Genomic DNA, 16214 nt, shown 5'->3' on the forward strand with positions numbered 1-16214 from the left:
TTTTGCAGGGTTCTGTTCAGATGATTTGGTATCGTTACCAGGGAATCAATTCAAAAGGCAAAAACGTATCAGGCCGTATTCATGCGACAGACCGGGACGAAGTCGCGAGTCTGCTGCAGGATCAGGGTGTGAAAATTGAACGGATCGAGGAAGAAGCCACACTGGAATTTGCAACGACTCACGCGGCGACGACGGCTAATTTAACAAAGCTGTCTTCCAGGGACTTTGATGTGATTTCAGATCACCTGTCCGATTTGACGCGGGCCAAGTTACCCCTGTCGATGGGACTGGAAGCCGTCTCGCATGAAATTGAAAATGCCCGACTTCGCTCAGCCGTCCAGGATCTGGCTTCACAACTGGATTCAGGCAATGATCTGGAAACCGTATTAGCCGATTCCAAAGCCCCCCGCGAACTGTGTGCACTGGTGCATGCCGGGACCCGTTCAGGGAAAATGAGTGAGCTTCTGGCTGACTATGTTGCGCATACCAGACAGCTTTCCGAGATGCGAAGCCAGTTGCTGATTTCGCTCAGTTATCCGTTGATTCTGCTGGTATTCGCATCGCTGATGTTCTTGAGCATTCTGCTCTGGATTATTCCTTCCTTTGAATCGATTTATCTCGACTTTCAAATTGAGTTACCTTCCGTCACCTTGAAGCTGTTTGAATGGTCTCTGTTTTTGCGTACCCAATGGTGGTGGTATCTGCCTGCCGGTTTTCTGATGGTAGCGGGCTGTCTCTGGTTTATGAAAACAGAGACAGGCCAGATCTGGACTCAGAAACTGCTTTACCACTTACCATTAATTGGAGGGCTGTTGAGCGGGATTACGGTTTCCCGGTTTTCGCATCTGCTGGCGTTACTGGTTGACAATAATGTTCCGTTTCTCGAAGCATTGAAAATGACGGGCGAGAGCTCGAGCAACCATGAAATCCGTGCCGCCTGTCGGCAATTTTCCGAGTCGGTTTCATCAGGCCAGGCAGAAATTGCGTCTCTGGAATCCTTGAAAATCTTTCCCGCGACATTCTTGCAAACTCTGGCAAACCAGGCAGGAAACACATCGCACCCGGGACCTAAATACTCTGTTGAAATACTCAATGCCCTGTCTGATATGTTGAACAGCCAAACCCGCGTCCGCATTGCATTTTTTGCATCGGTGGTTGAACCACTCATCATTATCTTCTGTGGGACTCTCATGGGCTTTTTGTTTATTTCCATGCTGGCTCCTTTAATTCAGTTGATGAACTGGATCGCCTGACGATCAGTTTCATCAGCCGTTCTTGATATCGTCACTCAAAATTCAATAAGCGAAGAGATCACCGTTTTATGGACCTGAAGTCCCATTTCCCATCTTTTTTTGAATTCGGAAGAAGCTCCTTTCTTCTGGGACGCGGGATCTTTCCACTCTTCGGGCGCGTTAATTACTCACAACAGGTCGCCTTGCTGCGAATTCTGGCGGTGGCTGCTGAGAAACAACTTCCACTGCTGGATGTGCTGGAAACCTTTGAAAAAGATATCCGAGGTCGATGGAGATATCAGGTATTACGGCTTATTGATTTACTGAGAAGTGGCGTTCCGTTGGCAGACGCACTGGAGACGATTCCGAATGTCATTCCCGCAAATGCCTTCTTTCTGGTCAAAGCAGGTGCCGAGTCGGGAACACTGCCTTCTGCCTTGGCTCTGGCGGCAGAAGTCTGTGCCGAGCAGCGGAATGAACGCGATTTTTTGCGTGCTGGATTTGTGTTGTACTTTGGAATAATCTTGCTGGTATTAACGTTCATTTTTGGATTTATCTGTTATTGGATCATTCCCAAACTGAAACACATTTTTCATGAATTTGATATGCCGTTGCCAGATTTGACGATAAATATTATTCAGACATCAGACTGGGTTGTGAAATATTACTGGGTCTTTCCGGTAATCGGTATTCTGATTTGTCTGACGCACTTGCTTTTAATCCGGATGGATTTTCTTGAACGTCGAAGGCATTGGAATTCTTTTCCCGGTCTTTATCCGCGTGGCAGAGCTCCCGATGTCTTACGGTTTTTACATGTTACGACAGAATCAGGGCGTCCGTTGATGGGGGCGTTTGAGACGTTATCCCACACCACAAGAAATCGGTATTTGTCACAACGATTCGACGCAATTCTGGGAGATATTCGTAAAGGCAATGATTGCTGGACTGCGCTGCACGACTACAGTCTGTTGACGCCGAGTGAAGTGCGGCTGTTACAGTCTGCACAACGGGCCGGTAATCTGAGCTGGGCGCTTAAGGCGATTGCGAAAAGCATCGAGAGGCGAAACGATTATCGGATTGCCTTGATCAGAGAATATGTCGAGCCGGCGATGATTGTCTGCATTGGTTGTCTGGTGGGAGCCTTTGTCGTGGGTCTGTTTTTACCCTTGGTGAATCTGATGCACTCTCTGGCTTAACGTTTGAGAATTGGTTGATATTGTGAGAAATAAAAATCAAATCAAAATGAGAAAGACAGCATCCAATGCCATTGCTGCGCATCCACGTTGTGGATTTACGCTCGTGGAAATGATGGTCGCCGGCGTTTTGCTGATGACGGTGACAATGATCGTCGTTCCCGCCATTTACTGGGTGTATCGTGAACGCAGGCAAACGGAATACCGTCAGATCGCGATTGTCGAAGTCGAAAATATGATGGAACGGATTGTTTCCCTGCCGTTCAATGACATCACTCAAGCGAAGGTTGATAAATTTGTTCTCTCGGAAAGTGCATTGAGGCAGTTACCCGATGCTGATTTAACTATTGATATCAGTGAATCCGGCAACGTGCCGCTCATGAAAAAAATTCAGGTCCAGTTAGGTTGGAGTGATCATCGTGGGATCAACGAGGTCCCCGTTCGATTGACATCATGGGTCTGTCTCAAGGAAAAACGCGAATGAAGCGACGTGGCTTTTCTTTTTCAATCAAACAGCATAACACCCTGACGGGCATCTCTCTGGTAGAGGTCGTTGTGGCGATGGGGATCGCGACCGTGCTGATGGGAATCAGTATGACCACGATGCACACTGTGTTGCGCGCAGAGCGTGAAACGAGTAAAGCGGCCTGGCTGGGCGCCAGTTTTCATCGATTCTCGCGTCTCATCCGCTCGGACATTCATGCGGCCACCAGCCTGGATTTTCAGAACGGAACTCCCCAGAGCAGCCCTGAATTAACGATTCAGAAAGCGGGCAACGAAGTCGTGAAATACCGGATCGAAGGACATCAAATTATTCGTGTTGTGTCACGGCAGGATCAGAGGGTCCACCGGGATACCTTTCATTTACCGGAAGGGAGCCACGCGCATTTCTTTCAGCAGGCGCGATTGAACCAGGCAGGAATTTCCATCGATCAACCAGATGCCTTGAGTATCCTGGGGCAGAATGCCGCAGATGAGCGCGAGAACGAGCGGCCTTATCTGCACGAATTGTCGATCATTTCTACAATTGGCCATGACTATCGTCTGTCGGAACTCCTTAAAAAACAACCGGAAAAAGAAACAAATTAAACGGGAATTTAGGGTCAATTACATGCAATGTTCATCAAATCCTCAACCAGCAAATCGTCAGACCGGTGCCCGGCGGGGCGCTGTGCTAGTGGTTGTCATGGTCTGTCTGTTGTTGATTTCACTCTTGATGGCTTCGCTGCTGAAGTCCGCGTTATTACAGCGACGGCAAATGATCAAAGAGCAGTATCGCGTTCAAGCGGAATGGATTTTGGAAGCAGCGCTGGAACGTGCCGCTCAGCAGCGGCTGAATGATCCTGATTACCAGGGGGAAGTCTGGGAGATCAGCCCCGTTGATCTGGGAACACGATATGCGGCGTCTGCAGAGATTACACTGAAACCCGAAGTAAAAGACGATCGCCTGATATCGATTCAGGCACGGGTCCATTATCCTGAGAAGGCACCATTTTCAGTGACCCGGACGAAAAAAATTATTTTATGATGTGAATAATGATAGATAGCGATAAGTGATTCTTTATTAAGACTGCATTCTCAGTTATTTTACCGGTTTTATATTCCCAGGGAATGAAAATGATGAACAATGTTCCTTTTAGACTTCAAGCCCGGCTGTGGCAGCGTGGCAGGCCGCGCGGTTTCACCTTGATTGAATTACTGGTGGTGATCGCGATTATTGCGATTTTGATCGCACTGTTGCTGCCCGCGGTGCAGCAGGCGCGCGAAGCAGCGCGTCGGACGCAGTGTAAAAACAACCTGCTGCAGCTCAGCCTGGCGCTGCAGAATTATGAAATGGCATTCGAAGTGTTGCCGGCCGGCGTTTATAACCCGACTGGTCCGATCAAAAATGAAGCCGTCGGTTATCATATGGGATGGCTTGCCGGTTTGATGCCTTTTCTGGATCAGCAAAATATGTATCGTCACATTGATTTTAAGCAAAGTGTTTACGCACCCGTCAATCAGCGCGTGCGTAGTGCTCTGATTCCCGTACTGCGGTGTCCGTCAGACCCCAATGGGTCACGCACCACTTCCGTAACTGAGAATAACATTGAGATTTATCAGACCAATTACGCAGCCTGTTATAACTCGGTGGAATCTCCCATCAATGTGGACAACACGGGGGTCATGTTTCTCAACAGCAGCATCAGCTACGACCAGATAACGGACGGCAGTTCCAACACAATTTTCATTGGCGAGCAATTGTTTGATAAAAGCGATCTGGGTTGGATGTCGGGAACACGTGCCAGCCTGCGTAACACCGGTTCGTTCAATCAAGACTTACCAAAAAATATGAGGGGCTATTATAATGCTTCCGGTAATTCAGCAGAGGATCAGGACGAAGCTGAGAACAAACAGCCCATTGATCCGCTACTCAAAGTCAGCGGCTTTGGCAGCTATCATGTGGGAGGGGCCAATTTTGCAATGGGAGATGGCTCGGTTCGGTTTATTTCGGAGAACATTGATGTGGAGCTGTTCGAGCAATTGGGGAACCGTGCCGACGGCAAACTGATTATGGACGGCTTCTAAATCGGATCGGAATCGAGTCTGGTGAATCGTTTCAGCCGCGGGGATGATACATCTGATGCACGGCTTTCAGGCGGCTGTGATCGACGTGTGTGTAAATTTGTGTGGTTCGAATATTCGCATGCCCCAGCAGTTCCTGCAGCGCACGAATTTCTGCGCCACCAGCCATCATATGTGTCGCGAAACTATGGCGTAATGTGTGTGGGCTGACTTCTTTGCTGCAGCCGACGCGGGCAGCATTTTTCTTCACGATGTTCCAGACCATGATCCGCGAAAGCTGCTTGCCGCTCCGGTTCAGAAACAGCGCCTGTTCTGACTGATTGCGCTTAGTCAACATGGGGCGTTCGTGCTGGAGATAGGCTTCAACGGCGGCGACAGCAACCGGATTCAATGAAACCATTCGTTCCTTATTCCCTTTGCCGACACATCGCGCATAACCTTCGTGCAGTTTGACGGCGTTCACCGGCAGGCTGACAATTTCCGTTACGCGACAGCCCGTGGCATACATCATCGTCAGAATCGCACGATCACGGAGTGGATAGCGGTCTTCTCTGCAGGGGGCCATCAGCAGCTCGTTCACTTTTTCCGGGCTGAGAACTTTGGGTAAATATTTCCAGAGTTTGGGGGAGTTCAGCAAATCGGCCACGCTCTCGGCCAGGATACCTTCCAGTACCAGGTAGCGGAAAAATAATTTGATCGATACCAGATGCCGTGAAACCGTTGTCGCCGCCAGCTTGCGTTTATTGAGATGCTGTAGATAACCGGAGAGAAACTTCAGATCGACTTCACTCAACGGCATCGGTTTCTGTGTGCGATACCAGTCCAGAAACTGAACGATGTCCGAGCGATAAGCGGAAACCGTATTCAAAGCCATTCCACATTCTGCCTCCAGGTAATTCAAAAACGGTTCCAGATGGACACCGGGGTCTGCCGGTTTGCGGACCTGAAATTTTGAATTAGCCGGTGGTCGTTTACGGGGAGGCATACAAAACCTTGAATCGAATGATCGTGGATTGATCCTGTTTATCAATCTAACAGAAGCGAACCTGCACAGTGATGCTCTCTAGTTGACAGCATCATAGACAAGTCGCACAGAAACCAATCAGTCTTATCGGCCCGTGATCTTGAAAGCCTTGAATTGGCGGCGGGTTATCGCAGTCCCAACGGTTGTAGGGGGCAGTGGGCGACGCGGAAGGTCTGGCTTTCATCGGCATCATCAAACAGCACATCGACTGTGCGCTTGCGGGCGTAGCCGCTGATTCCCATGACGGTGCCCACACCATAACGCGGATGCCTGACGCGCATTCCCACAGAAAACCCTTGTGGGATGTCGGCGGCCTCCGGCGTCTGTTTCAACAGGTCGGCCCCCGTCATCAACAGTGGGCGCTTGGGGGTCGCTGCTTTTAATGCTTCGGTATCGACTTCGCCGCGTTTGATGGACTCGACAAATTCATCAAAGTGAGATTTCGTTTCAAACATATTGTCCGTCTGATCTTTGACATCGACGTCGATCTCTTTCAGGAAATCGCTGGTAATGGTTCTCCAGGGACGGCCTCTGAGAGAACGCTCGCGCGTTTGCGTTAAGTACAGGCATTGTTCTGCCCGAGTGATGCCGACGAAAAACAGCCGCCGCTCTTCTTCCAGGCCATCGCGAAATTCTTCGCGCAATACGCGTTCGTGGGGAATCAGATTTTGTTCCACTCCCACAATAAAGACAACCGGGTATTCCAGACCTTTGGCTGCGTGCAATGTCATGAGCGTGACGCGCCCGGCATTCGAGTCTAACTGGTCGGTAGCACTCGCCAGAGTACTGGCTTCCAGAAAGCCTTCCAGATTCGTTTCTTCGCCGAAGATCTCGTCATACTTTCGTGCCGTTGAGAGTAACTCATTCACGTTGGAGATACGTTGCTGGTCTTCTTCATCGGGACTTTCTTTCCAGCTGTCGATCAGGCGCGTGCTGTCGATGACGGCTTCCATTAAATGCGCCACCGAACCGGAGTCAGCCATTGAAAAACCGGAGATCATTTTTGCAAAACGGGCGACCATATTCGAGGCACGCTTGGAAAGCGCAGGGCAGTCTTTCGCCTGATGCGCGGCTTCCAGCAGGCTGAAGCCTTTTTCTTCCGCCCAGCGAATCAGTTTGTTCTGAGTGGCTTTGCCGATGCCCCTTAGTGGTTTATTCACAATCCGGGAAAACGCGACGCGGTCGTCAGGATTGTTGATTAATTTCAGATACGACAGCAGGTCTTTGACTTCGGTCCGCTCGTAAAAGGCCACACTACCGGCGAGTTGATACGGAATTTTATGGCGTGCCAGAGCTAGCTCCAGTTCTCGGGAAAGCGAATTCACACGGTAGAAAACAGCGAAATCGGTGAAATCATAATCGCCTCGATCGACGGTGTTTCGAATATGGAGGGCAATCTCGTTGGCTTCCTGCCGTTCGTCGCTGAAGCAGAGCAATTCAACGGGCGTGCCTTCTTGATTTTCGGTAAACAGGGTTTTCGGTTTACGCCTCTGATTATGTGAAATCAGATCGTCGGCGACTCTCAAGATGGCTTTCGTGCTGCGAAAGTTCTGTTCCAGGCGAATCGTTTTACAGTCCGGGAAATCACGTTCAAACTGCAAAATATTTTCAATTTTGGCACCACGCCAGCCGTAGATCGACTGGTCGGGATCGCCGGTCACACAGAGATTGCGGGTGTTTAAAGAGAGCCCCATCACAATCTGATACTGCGCCAGGTTCGTGTCCTGATATTCATCGACGAGAATATATTGATAGCGCTCATCAAGCGTTGCCCGGAGTTCAGGCGACCCTTTCAGAAGGCTGGCGACGTGCAATAACAAATCGTCAAAGTCGACGGCATTCGATTCGAGTAACAGCTTTTGGTAAACCGGATAGACGCGTGCCGCGACAGCCTGCAGATGATCGCCGATCGATTCCTGAAACGCTTCGACAAATCGTTCTGCTGTGATCAGGTCATTCTTAGCACGGCTGATCATGGAGGCGATGGTTGACGGATTATAGGCGACGGTATCAATATCTAATTCATTCAGAACATAACGAATTAATTGATGCTGGTCCGTTGTATCAAAAATCGAGAAGTTGCTGTCCAGGCCGACGACGTTCCCATAGCGTCGCAGAATCCGCACACAAAATTTGTGAAAGGTCGAAATTTCCACACGTGAGTCCGGAATCAACTGCCGTACCCGTTCGCCCATTTCGTCCGAAGCTTTATTAGTGAAGGTAATCCCTAATATTTGATGTTGAGGAATCCCAGCGTGAATCAGCGAGGCAATCCGGTGGGTAATCACACGTGTTTTCCCGGAGCCGGGACCAGCCAGGACCAGTAAGGGGCCTTGATGATGTGAGACCGCCGCATACTGCGGAGGCGTCAGGACCTGCTGAAAATCCAAGTGAAATTCCTTTAATGTCGTTGAATTGGATTCAATTTACTCAAATCACCAATGTACGCTGACTGCTCGGAAATTCCAAATCGAACCAGCAATTATTCACTTCGGTTTGAAACAGAATCGTAGGCAAATTGACCCTCAATCTACATCTGAGGTGAAATGTGCCTTGAAAAATGCAACTCAGCTTTGATAATAGTGGACAGTTGTGTGTTTTGGTAATGTTGCGAACTCAAGTTGCTTTGGTTGATTGCACAAAATTTGTGGGTCCACTAGACTGCGCAGAGGTGGTGTTATGATGTGTCTGGATTTTTTGCATTGACCAATTCAACGTTTCGACTTTAACGAAATGGAGGATTGGGTTGTTTGCTCGGAATATTCGGCCTGAAATCTCACGACGAAAACTGACAAAATATCTGCATCGAACGAGATTATTTTCGGAACCTGCTTATAGACAGGGTTTTGCAGATTGTGATGCATGAATAGTTAAATGGACGAGGGATGTCTGAATTCAACGCACATTCCTTGCCTGTAAATGACGATAAATTATTTTACAACGGTCGTTTCCACGACTACGAAGTCTAATGCGGGCCAGACTTGTCCTGTGTTCTCGTAAACGATGGACACCGTTTTTCGAATCCCCTTGTCGACGGAGTGCGATCAGACATGCTTCTAAAGGACCCAAAACCAGCCAGAAAAAACCAAAAATATTTTGGTATGGTCAGCTTAGCAGTTTTAGGTATAGCCAGCTTGGCGTTGGTAGTGACAACCACAATGGCTGTCGAAGACAAAAAGCCAGAAAAGGCAGATGTCGGCTTACAAGGCATTTTGCCAGTTGAAGTTCCTGAAGATCTTTCAGAGTTTCCAGAAGGTCTCGAAGGGAAATGGGCCACGTGGGCAGATCAGGTTTCTGAACTGCTGGGTAAGCTGTATGAAGATGAATCAGGTTTAACTCTGGCTCAGCAGAAACAGACACTGGCTGCATTGCAGGCAAAAATCAAAGAGGCAGACGGCCAAGCTGCACTCGCTGAATACAGCAGCCGTCTCGAACGACGTGTTCAAGTTGCTGATGCCGTTCTGAAAACACTGAACCTGGATCTGGGAGCCATCAAAGCCGCTCAGATGAAGCAAAAGCAGAATCAGTTGGCAGCCGCCACCAAAGCACTCAAGAAATATCTGGGCACACTGCAGAATGGCGAAGGCTGGGTTGATTACCTGCAGTTGAACGCACTCCAGAAAGAGCTGAAAAACAGCTACTCCGAAGTTGAATTGCTCGATCTGTTGAAATCGCTGAAAAGCAAATTCGAAGAACGTGGTGCATTGAAAGATGCAGAACAGAGAAAGTTCTTCAATCGGAAGCAATTCAAAGGCCTGGAAAAAGCCACTAAAGCATTCTTAGCGGAAGCAAACGGCGGTGCTGCCAAGATCAATGTTGGTAACGTTCGTAAACAATTAGCGGCTCTGGTCGAAAACCTGGAAGAATACGAGGCAACTCAAAGCAGCAAAAATGCTTTTGAAGCACGTAAAGCATACGCCATGTTGCGACAGGAACTTGAAGGCGGCCTGGGTGCCTTAACCACCGCTCTACGAAATAATTACTTCAACTACAACCTGCGAGTCATGGTGGCAGAAGACTTCATCAACCGCCTGATCAACGATAGTACCTGTGAAAAAGGTCCTGTTGTGGATTGCATTCTGGGTGCTTATGTCACTGGAAATCAGGCAACGACGACAGAAGTCGGTGTTGATTTCAAGCCCAGCGATTCTACACTTCGCTTTGATTTGTCACTGGCTGGTATTACTAACAGTGAAACATCCGGTACAACAAATCAGGCTGTAATTTATACCTCAGGTCATCATCAAATCTGGGGCGGAAAAGAAATCAACTTCGACGGCGATACCTTTACCACTCAGCCAGCCTGGGTTCAGGTTGATGCTAATAATACGACTGTGGGAGCCAGCACCAAACTGGATGGCATTCCACTGTTGGCAAGCCTCGGACGCAGCATGGCTTACCGTCGTACCGAAGAATTACGTGGCGAAGCGGAAGCAATCGCTGCTCAACGTGTTCGTGATCGGGTTCGTCCTCGCTTCGATGAAGAAGTCGATGAACGAATTACACGTGCCAACGAAGAAGTCGGTGGGAAGTTCAATAAGCGTCTGCGAGATAACGGACTGTTCCCGTCTGCCCGCAGCTATGCTTCAACAGACAGCCATCTGTATATCCGAACTCGATTGATGGACACCGGTGAATTGGCCGCCAACTCACCGCCACTTTCAATCAGCTCCGATGAAAGCGTTGTTATTCAATTGCACGAGTCTGTTATGAATAACAGCATCTCACGGATGGCTTTGGAAGGACGCAAAATTTCGGACCAGGATCTAATCACCGAATTTGAAAAATCGTTTACCGATATCTTCGATCGGAAAGTCAAACTGGAACGACCTCCCGTTGATCCAGATAAAGGACCGAATATTCTTGCTTTCGATGAAAAAGATCCTATTCGGATTCAAATCATTGATGACACGCTGAATATCATCCTGCGTTGCGGTTTCGAGCAAAAAGGCGAAACAGCAGTGCCAACTCAGATCATTACGGTTCCTCTGCACTTTAAAGTCGAAGGGGACAAGATCCACATCACCCGTGGAGACGTTAAGTCCTCTCCCGTTGTGCGGCCTGAGCGAATTGCTGCTCAAATTGCCCGCGCTGGTGTGGTCCGTAACAAAATGGAAAAAGCATTTCCTGATCGTGTTGAAGATTCTCAGGTCAAAGCCAAACTGGAAAATCGGACCGTGTACTTGAACATTACCGGTATCCAAACCAAAGATGGCTGGTTGACTCTGACTGTCGGAAACGACTTGACAGTCGAGAAAAATGAAGAAGTGCCACCTGCTGTGGATGCACCGCCTGCTGTAGAAGAAAAAACAGCAGCGAAATAATCTCAGCTTAAGAACTGACAACTGTGAGTCAAAGAGGCGGACTATCTGGTTCGCCTCTTTTTTTATCTAGTCTGATCCCCACGTCCCAACGGATTCGTCTTGGTGAATCGAGCATTTTAAAGATCCAATGCCCGGCGAAAACGTCTTCCGAATACTGCGGCGCCAATGTTGATTCTTCGTCTGATGCTGTCTACAGGAAACAGAATATGAAGAAGATAAACAGAACGGATTCGAGTTCCGCAGCCTTGACCTGAATGAGGTACTGTTGAAAGACCACCAGGGAAAACGGGGCAGCAGATTCAATAATCGATGTCGTCTGCTTCGATGGCTTCCTGCATAATCAAGTCGTAACGCAGGCTGGCATCTTTTCCAAATAACTGGGCGAATGTGGTATCTGCTTCCAGCTGGCTGTCGATATCAACCTTCAACAGCACACGGTGCTTAGGGTCCAGCGTGGTTTCTTTCAATTCACTGGCCGTCATCTCACCCAGACCTTTGAAGCGACCAATTTCATACTTCCGATTGGCACCCAGCGATTCTACGATTTCTTCTTTCTGAACATCGTCCTGGGCATAATGTTTTTCGTTACCGACCTTAATGCAATACAAAGGAGGCTGGGCCAGAAAGAGTTTGCCCTGACGAATCAGTTCCCGCATATGCCGGAAGAAAAACGTGAGCAGTAGCGTACTGATGTGATAGCCGTCACTGTCGGCATCCATCAGCAGGATGATGCGGTTGTAACGCAGATTCATAATTTCAAAGTTGGGGCCGATACCTGTTCCCAGCGTTTCCACCAGATCTTTGATTTCCTGGTTCCCCATGATTTTAGAAATCGCCAACGATTCAGTATTCAATACTTTTCCGCGGAGCGGCAATACTGCCTGAATACGGCTATCGCGGCCCATCGCCGCCGTGCCGCCAGCTGACAGACCTTCTACCAGGAACAACTCGGATTCTTCCGGCTTGTTGGAACGACAATCCAGCAGCTTGCCCGGCAGGGTTGATTTTCGGTTCGTGACCGTTTTTCGGCGGACTTCTTTCTGTGCATCGCGACTGGCTGCGCGGGCTCGGGCCGCTAATACAATCCGACCGACCACCGCATCGGCAATACTCGGGTTGTTATTCAGCCAGGTTTCCAATAGCGGACGCACAATGCCTTCCACAAAGCTGCTGACTTCGGGGTTGTTCAATTTTTCTTTGGTCTGTCCCTGGAACATCGGGTCGCTATGAAAGACCGAAATCAAACACAGCACACCTTCGCGGATATCATCCGTGGAAATCGAAAGGCCTTTGTGCTTGATGTTATGCACGTCCATATAATTCTTGACAGCCTTGGCGATTCCGGAACGTAGACCACTCTCGTGGGTTCCCCCGGCATGAGTCCGAATCCCGTTGACATAACTGCGAACCTGCTCATCGGTCGCATCAGTCCAGCGCATCACCATCTCAACGCGGATATTCTTATCTTCCTTCTCCGCAAAAAACAGTTGTTCGTGAACCGGTTTTTTCTGTTGTTCCTGTGTCAGCTTTTCCAGGTAGCCGCGAATCCCTTCCGGATGAGACAATTCATGCGTCTCTTTTTTAACCTCATCCCGAAACGTGATCTTCAATCCGCCGTGAATAAACGCAACATCTTCCAGATGTTGCCGGATGGTATCGGCATTGAAATGGACCCGCCGAAAAATATCGTCATCCGGGCGGAAGTAAATTTCGGTGCCATGTCCACGGAACGGTTTGACTTTTTTGACGGGCGTCGTCGGCTTCCCTTTTTTATAACGCTGTACGTATTGATGCCCGTCGCGGACGACTGTAGCCATCATCTCAGACGAGAGCGCATTCACGACAGAAGAACCTACACCATGCAAACCGCCGCTGCGCGCGTAGTTTTTGTCGGAAAACTTTCCACCTGCATGCAGCGTGGTCAGAATCAGTTCCAGTGCGGACTTTTTGGTTTTAGGATGCTTATCAACGGGAATCCCGCGTCCGTTATCTTTCACACTGCACGAGGCACCATCTTTATGCAGCGTGACTACAATGGTATCGGCTTCCTTCGCCAGGTATTCATCGACCGAGTTATCAACGACCTCCCAGAGCAGATGGTGCAGGCCGCGGATATCAACTCCCCCAATATACATAGAGGGGCGTCTGCGGACCGCTTCCAGTCCTTCCAGGACTTCGATGTCTTTGGCGGAGTAGTTTTTTGCGTTAGAAGATTTTGCTGCAGTTGCCATAATCGTTGTGATGAATTTCTCTAAATAAGCGACGAACAGTTATGTAAGATAAGTATATGCGACGGGAATCCGTCAGGGAAGTTGAGATACGATCAGTCTAACCTTCATCGTCTCCCAATTCGTCCCAATCCACTACTTCAATCGGGGGATACAGAATTTCGGCAAAACCACTTCTCTGACTGGTTTTAACGCCTTTCCCGCCACGCGACGTCACGCCGTATTTCATTTGTCCAAATGTCATTTTCTTACCACCCGTGTTAATCACCCGCAGGCAGTCACTCGGACGCGTTAATTGCAGCGCGCCCATGACCTGGTCCCCTTTTTCCAGTTTGATGCCTTTGACCCCTTTCCCGGGATTTGAAAGCAGAGCCGCCTCTTCAATTTCACAATGCAGCACTCGGGCATCTTTCGTGGCGATAAACATGGTGTCGGCATCTTCGACCAGGCCGGCATAGACGACACGATCATCTTTCCCCAGACGACAGTATTTGCGACCTGCTTTGGTAGAAGCTGTGCGGAACAGACTGAAGGAAATCCGCATGATCTGCCCTTTTTCTGTCACGATCAACACATGGGGCGTGGGAATTGGTTTTTTGCGAGTCGCTTTATCTTCGGGTGTGAAGCGGCTGTCCGTTGTGATGGCGGCGACCAGCTGCGCCCCGTCACCCATCCGGGCATGCTTGGAAAGCGGTTCGCCGTATCCGGAGGAAACAGGCACCTGCTCGATCGGTAGTGTATATGCCACCCCATCACTTGAGAAAAAGACAACATGATCCAGCGTGCTGCCCGCCGCGACATCTAAGACACTGTCTCCTTCACGCGTCCGTGTTTTGTCGAGTTCCCGAGTTTCCCCTTTGGTCTTTAATCGTCCCACACGTTTGATCCAGCCCTCACGGGTTACGACGACATTGGTATTTTCGCGAACAATATATGCCTGAGGATCGAATTCGGTGATTTCTTCCGATGAACCAAGTTTCGTCTGGCGTTTCTCGGGGAATTCAGCCGCCAGTTCGGTCAGCTCTTTTTCCACGACTTTCCAGAGTCGTTTATCAGATGCCAGAATGCGGCGGATACGATTCGCTTCCGCCTGTTTTTCTTCCAGCTCTTCGCGAATCGTATTAATTTCCAGCTTCGAAATGCGATATAGCTGTAGCTCGAGAATCGCCATCGTCTGAATTTCATCCAGTGGGAAGTTAGCCATTAATTTTTTGGCAGCATCCTGTTTCCCACTACTGGCACGGATTAACTTTAATGCCTTGTCCAGGTCATTAAAGATAATCGCAAACCCTTCGAGGATATGAATCCGCCGCTCCAGCTGTTCCAGTTGATATTCAAATCGGCGACGGACCGAGATAAAGCGAAAATCCAGGAAGTATTGCAGCAGTTCTCGCAAATCGCAGCGCTGCGGAACCATCACATCCGATTCATCGGGCACCAGGCAGGTCAGGTTGACTGAGAAGTTCTGCTCCAGGTGTGTGTGCTTATACAAAAAGGCCATCACGGTTTCGGGGTCGGCGTCCGGCTTGATTTCCAGAACAATTTTCAGACCATTTTTTTCATCAGTCTCATCCGCCACATCAACCAGTTGGGGAAGCTTTCGTGATTCGACAATGCCGCCAATTTCCGACAGCAGCGATCCTGTTTCGACCCCAAACGGGACCGAATATACAATCAGTCGTTTCGCGCCTTTTGTCCGCTTATCCGATTCGGGTTTCCACTCTCCCCGAACTTTAATCGGGCCACGCCCTTCCTTATACACGGTTGTCAAAGACCGTTTGTCAGTCACAATTCGGCCTCCCAGAGGGAAGTCCGGCCCTTTAATGTATCTCATTAACTGGGCGACGGTGGCGTCTTTGTTGTGGATCAAATGGGTACAGGCTTTGATGACTTCACCCAGATTATGGGGCGGAATATTTGTCGCCATTCCGACGGCAATCCCGTGGACTCCATTCACCAGCAGGTTCGGAAACCGGGCAGGCAGGACGACCGGCTCATCACGGGTTCCATCGTAATTAGGCCGCATCTCCACGGTGTGATAGCGCAGCTCATTCATCAGATGTTCGGCGATTCCCGTCAGCCGTGCTTCTGTATACCGGGCTGCTGCCGCGGGCAGACCCATGATCGAACCAAAATTCCCCTGACCATTAATCAGTGGGCTTCTCAGGTTAAAGTCCTGCGCCAGCCGGACTAACGCGTCATAAACTGAAGCATCGCCGTGCGGATGGTAATTACCCGTGGTATCACCGCAGATTTTCGCACACTTACGTGGCTTGGCATTGGCCATTAAACGCAGGTCATGATACATCACATATAAAATACGTCGCTGTACCGGCTTCAGGCCATCTCTGACGTCGGGCAGGGCACGTGATGTGATAACAGACATCGCATAGTTGAGGTAGCGCCTTCGCGTTTCTTCGCTGATGGGAACGTATTCAATACGATCCGTTTCCGTGACTGCTTGCCCATTAGTCTTACTGGCCTTGCCTTTATTGGCTGATTTTCGCTTAGCCAAGAGTCTCTCCAAAAAATCAATCTGTAGTGCGGCTCGATTGACGACAGGGGGCTGTCCGTCAGTTGCCGTGAAAATGAATGGTTCTAGTTCAGAATTCGGGTAATTCTGCCTGGTAGTTTAAGGAAAATGTGTC

11 protein-coding genes are annotated in these 16214 nt (G+C 49.3%); 7 read left to right on the top strand and 4 right to left on the bottom strand.

The genetic code is table 11. The annotated features are described in order from the left end of the window. Nucleotides 1-20: 20 nt before the first annotated feature. The 6 genes from Enr17x_RS00460 (at nucleotide 21) to Enr17x_RS00485 (ending at nucleotide 4993) form a co-directional block, all read left to right on the top strand. Nucleotides 21-1253 (top strand): type II secretion system F family protein, encoded by a 1233-nt coding sequence (locus tag Enr17x_RS00460; RefSeq protein WP_145305293.1) that lies wholly within the window; start codon nucleotides 21-23, stop codon nucleotides 1251-1253. Between the two features lie 68 nt (nucleotides 1254-1321). Further along, nucleotides 1322-2428, top strand: coding sequence for a type II secretion system F family protein (locus tag Enr17x_RS00465; protein ID WP_145305294.1), 1107 nt, complete (start codon nucleotides 1322-1324; stop codon nucleotides 2426-2428). A gap of 46 nt (nucleotides 2429-2474) precedes the next feature. Further along, a complete protein-coding gene (locus tag Enr17x_RS00470; RefSeq protein ID WP_145305295.1) occupies nucleotides 2475-2909 on the top strand; it encodes a PilW family protein in 435 nt (144 codons plus the stop codon). Next, complete coding sequence (locus Enr17x_RS00475) at nucleotides 2906-3514, top strand: PulJ/GspJ family protein (RefSeq protein ID WP_145305296.1); 609 nt, start codon at nucleotides 2906-2908, stop codon at nucleotides 3512-3514. The genes Enr17x_RS00470 and Enr17x_RS00475 overlap by 4 nt, the downstream gene beginning before the upstream one ends. Nucleotides 3515-3536: 22 nt before the next feature. After that, the gene (locus tag Enr17x_RS00480; RefSeq protein WP_145305297.1) at nucleotides 3537-3953 is read left to right on the top strand and encodes a hypothetical protein; all 417 of its coding nucleotides are present in this window, start codon (nucleotides 3537-3539) and stop codon (nucleotides 3951-3953) included. A gap of 89 nt (nucleotides 3954-4042) precedes the next feature. Then, nucleotides 4043-4993, top strand: coding sequence for a DUF1559 domain-containing protein (locus tag Enr17x_RS00485; protein WP_198000881.1), 951 nt, complete (start codon nucleotides 4043-4045; stop codon nucleotides 4991-4993). A gap of 31 nt (nucleotides 4994-5024) precedes the next feature. Here Enr17x_RS00485 and xerD read toward each other — a convergent pair whose 3' ends face one another. Together xerD and Enr17x_RS00495 are read right to left on the bottom strand one after the other, a co-directional pair. Further along, nucleotides 5025-5975, bottom strand: coding sequence for a site-specific tyrosine recombinase XerD (gene xerD, locus Enr17x_RS00490; protein WP_145305298.1), 951 nt, complete (start codon nucleotides 5973-5975; stop codon nucleotides 5025-5027). A 164-nt stretch (nucleotides 5976-6139) separates the two neighbouring features. Beyond that, nucleotides 6140-8404 carry an ATP-dependent helicase gene (locus Enr17x_RS00495; RefSeq protein WP_145305299.1) on the bottom strand — a complete coding sequence of 755 codons (2265 nt, stop codon included), beginning with the start codon at nucleotides 8402-8404 and terminating at the stop codon, nucleotides 6140-6142. A 711-nt stretch (nucleotides 8405-9115) separates the two neighbouring features. Between Enr17x_RS00495 and Enr17x_RS00500 the strand changes: the two genes are divergently transcribed. After that, nucleotides 9116-11338, top strand: coding sequence for a hypothetical protein (locus Enr17x_RS00500; protein WP_145305300.1), 2223 nt, complete (start codon nucleotides 9116-9118; stop codon nucleotides 11336-11338). 299 nt (nucleotides 11339-11637) lie between these two features. On the opposite strand, the gene Enr17x_RS00505 is transcribed toward Enr17x_RS00500, so the two are convergent. Both Enr17x_RS00505 and Enr17x_RS00510 read right to left on the bottom strand, forming a co-directional pair. Continuing rightward, entirely contained in the window at nucleotides 11638-13569 is a 1932-nt protein-coding gene (locus Enr17x_RS00505) for a DNA gyrase/topoisomerase IV subunit B (RefSeq protein WP_145305301.1), read from the bottom strand. A gap of 97 nt (nucleotides 13570-13666) precedes the next feature. Then, nucleotides 13667-16081 carry a DNA gyrase/topoisomerase IV subunit A gene (locus Enr17x_RS00510; protein ID WP_145305302.1) on the bottom strand — a complete coding sequence of 805 codons (2415 nt, stop codon included), beginning with the start codon at nucleotides 16079-16081 and terminating at the stop codon, nucleotides 13667-13669. Nucleotides 16082-16214 lie beyond the last annotated feature (133 nt).

Origin of the sequence: Gimesia fumaroli (genome assembly GCF_007754425.1) — a bacterium.
Lineage (GTDB): Bacteria > Planctomycetota > Planctomycetia > Planctomycetales > Planctomycetaceae > Gimesia > Gimesia fumaroli.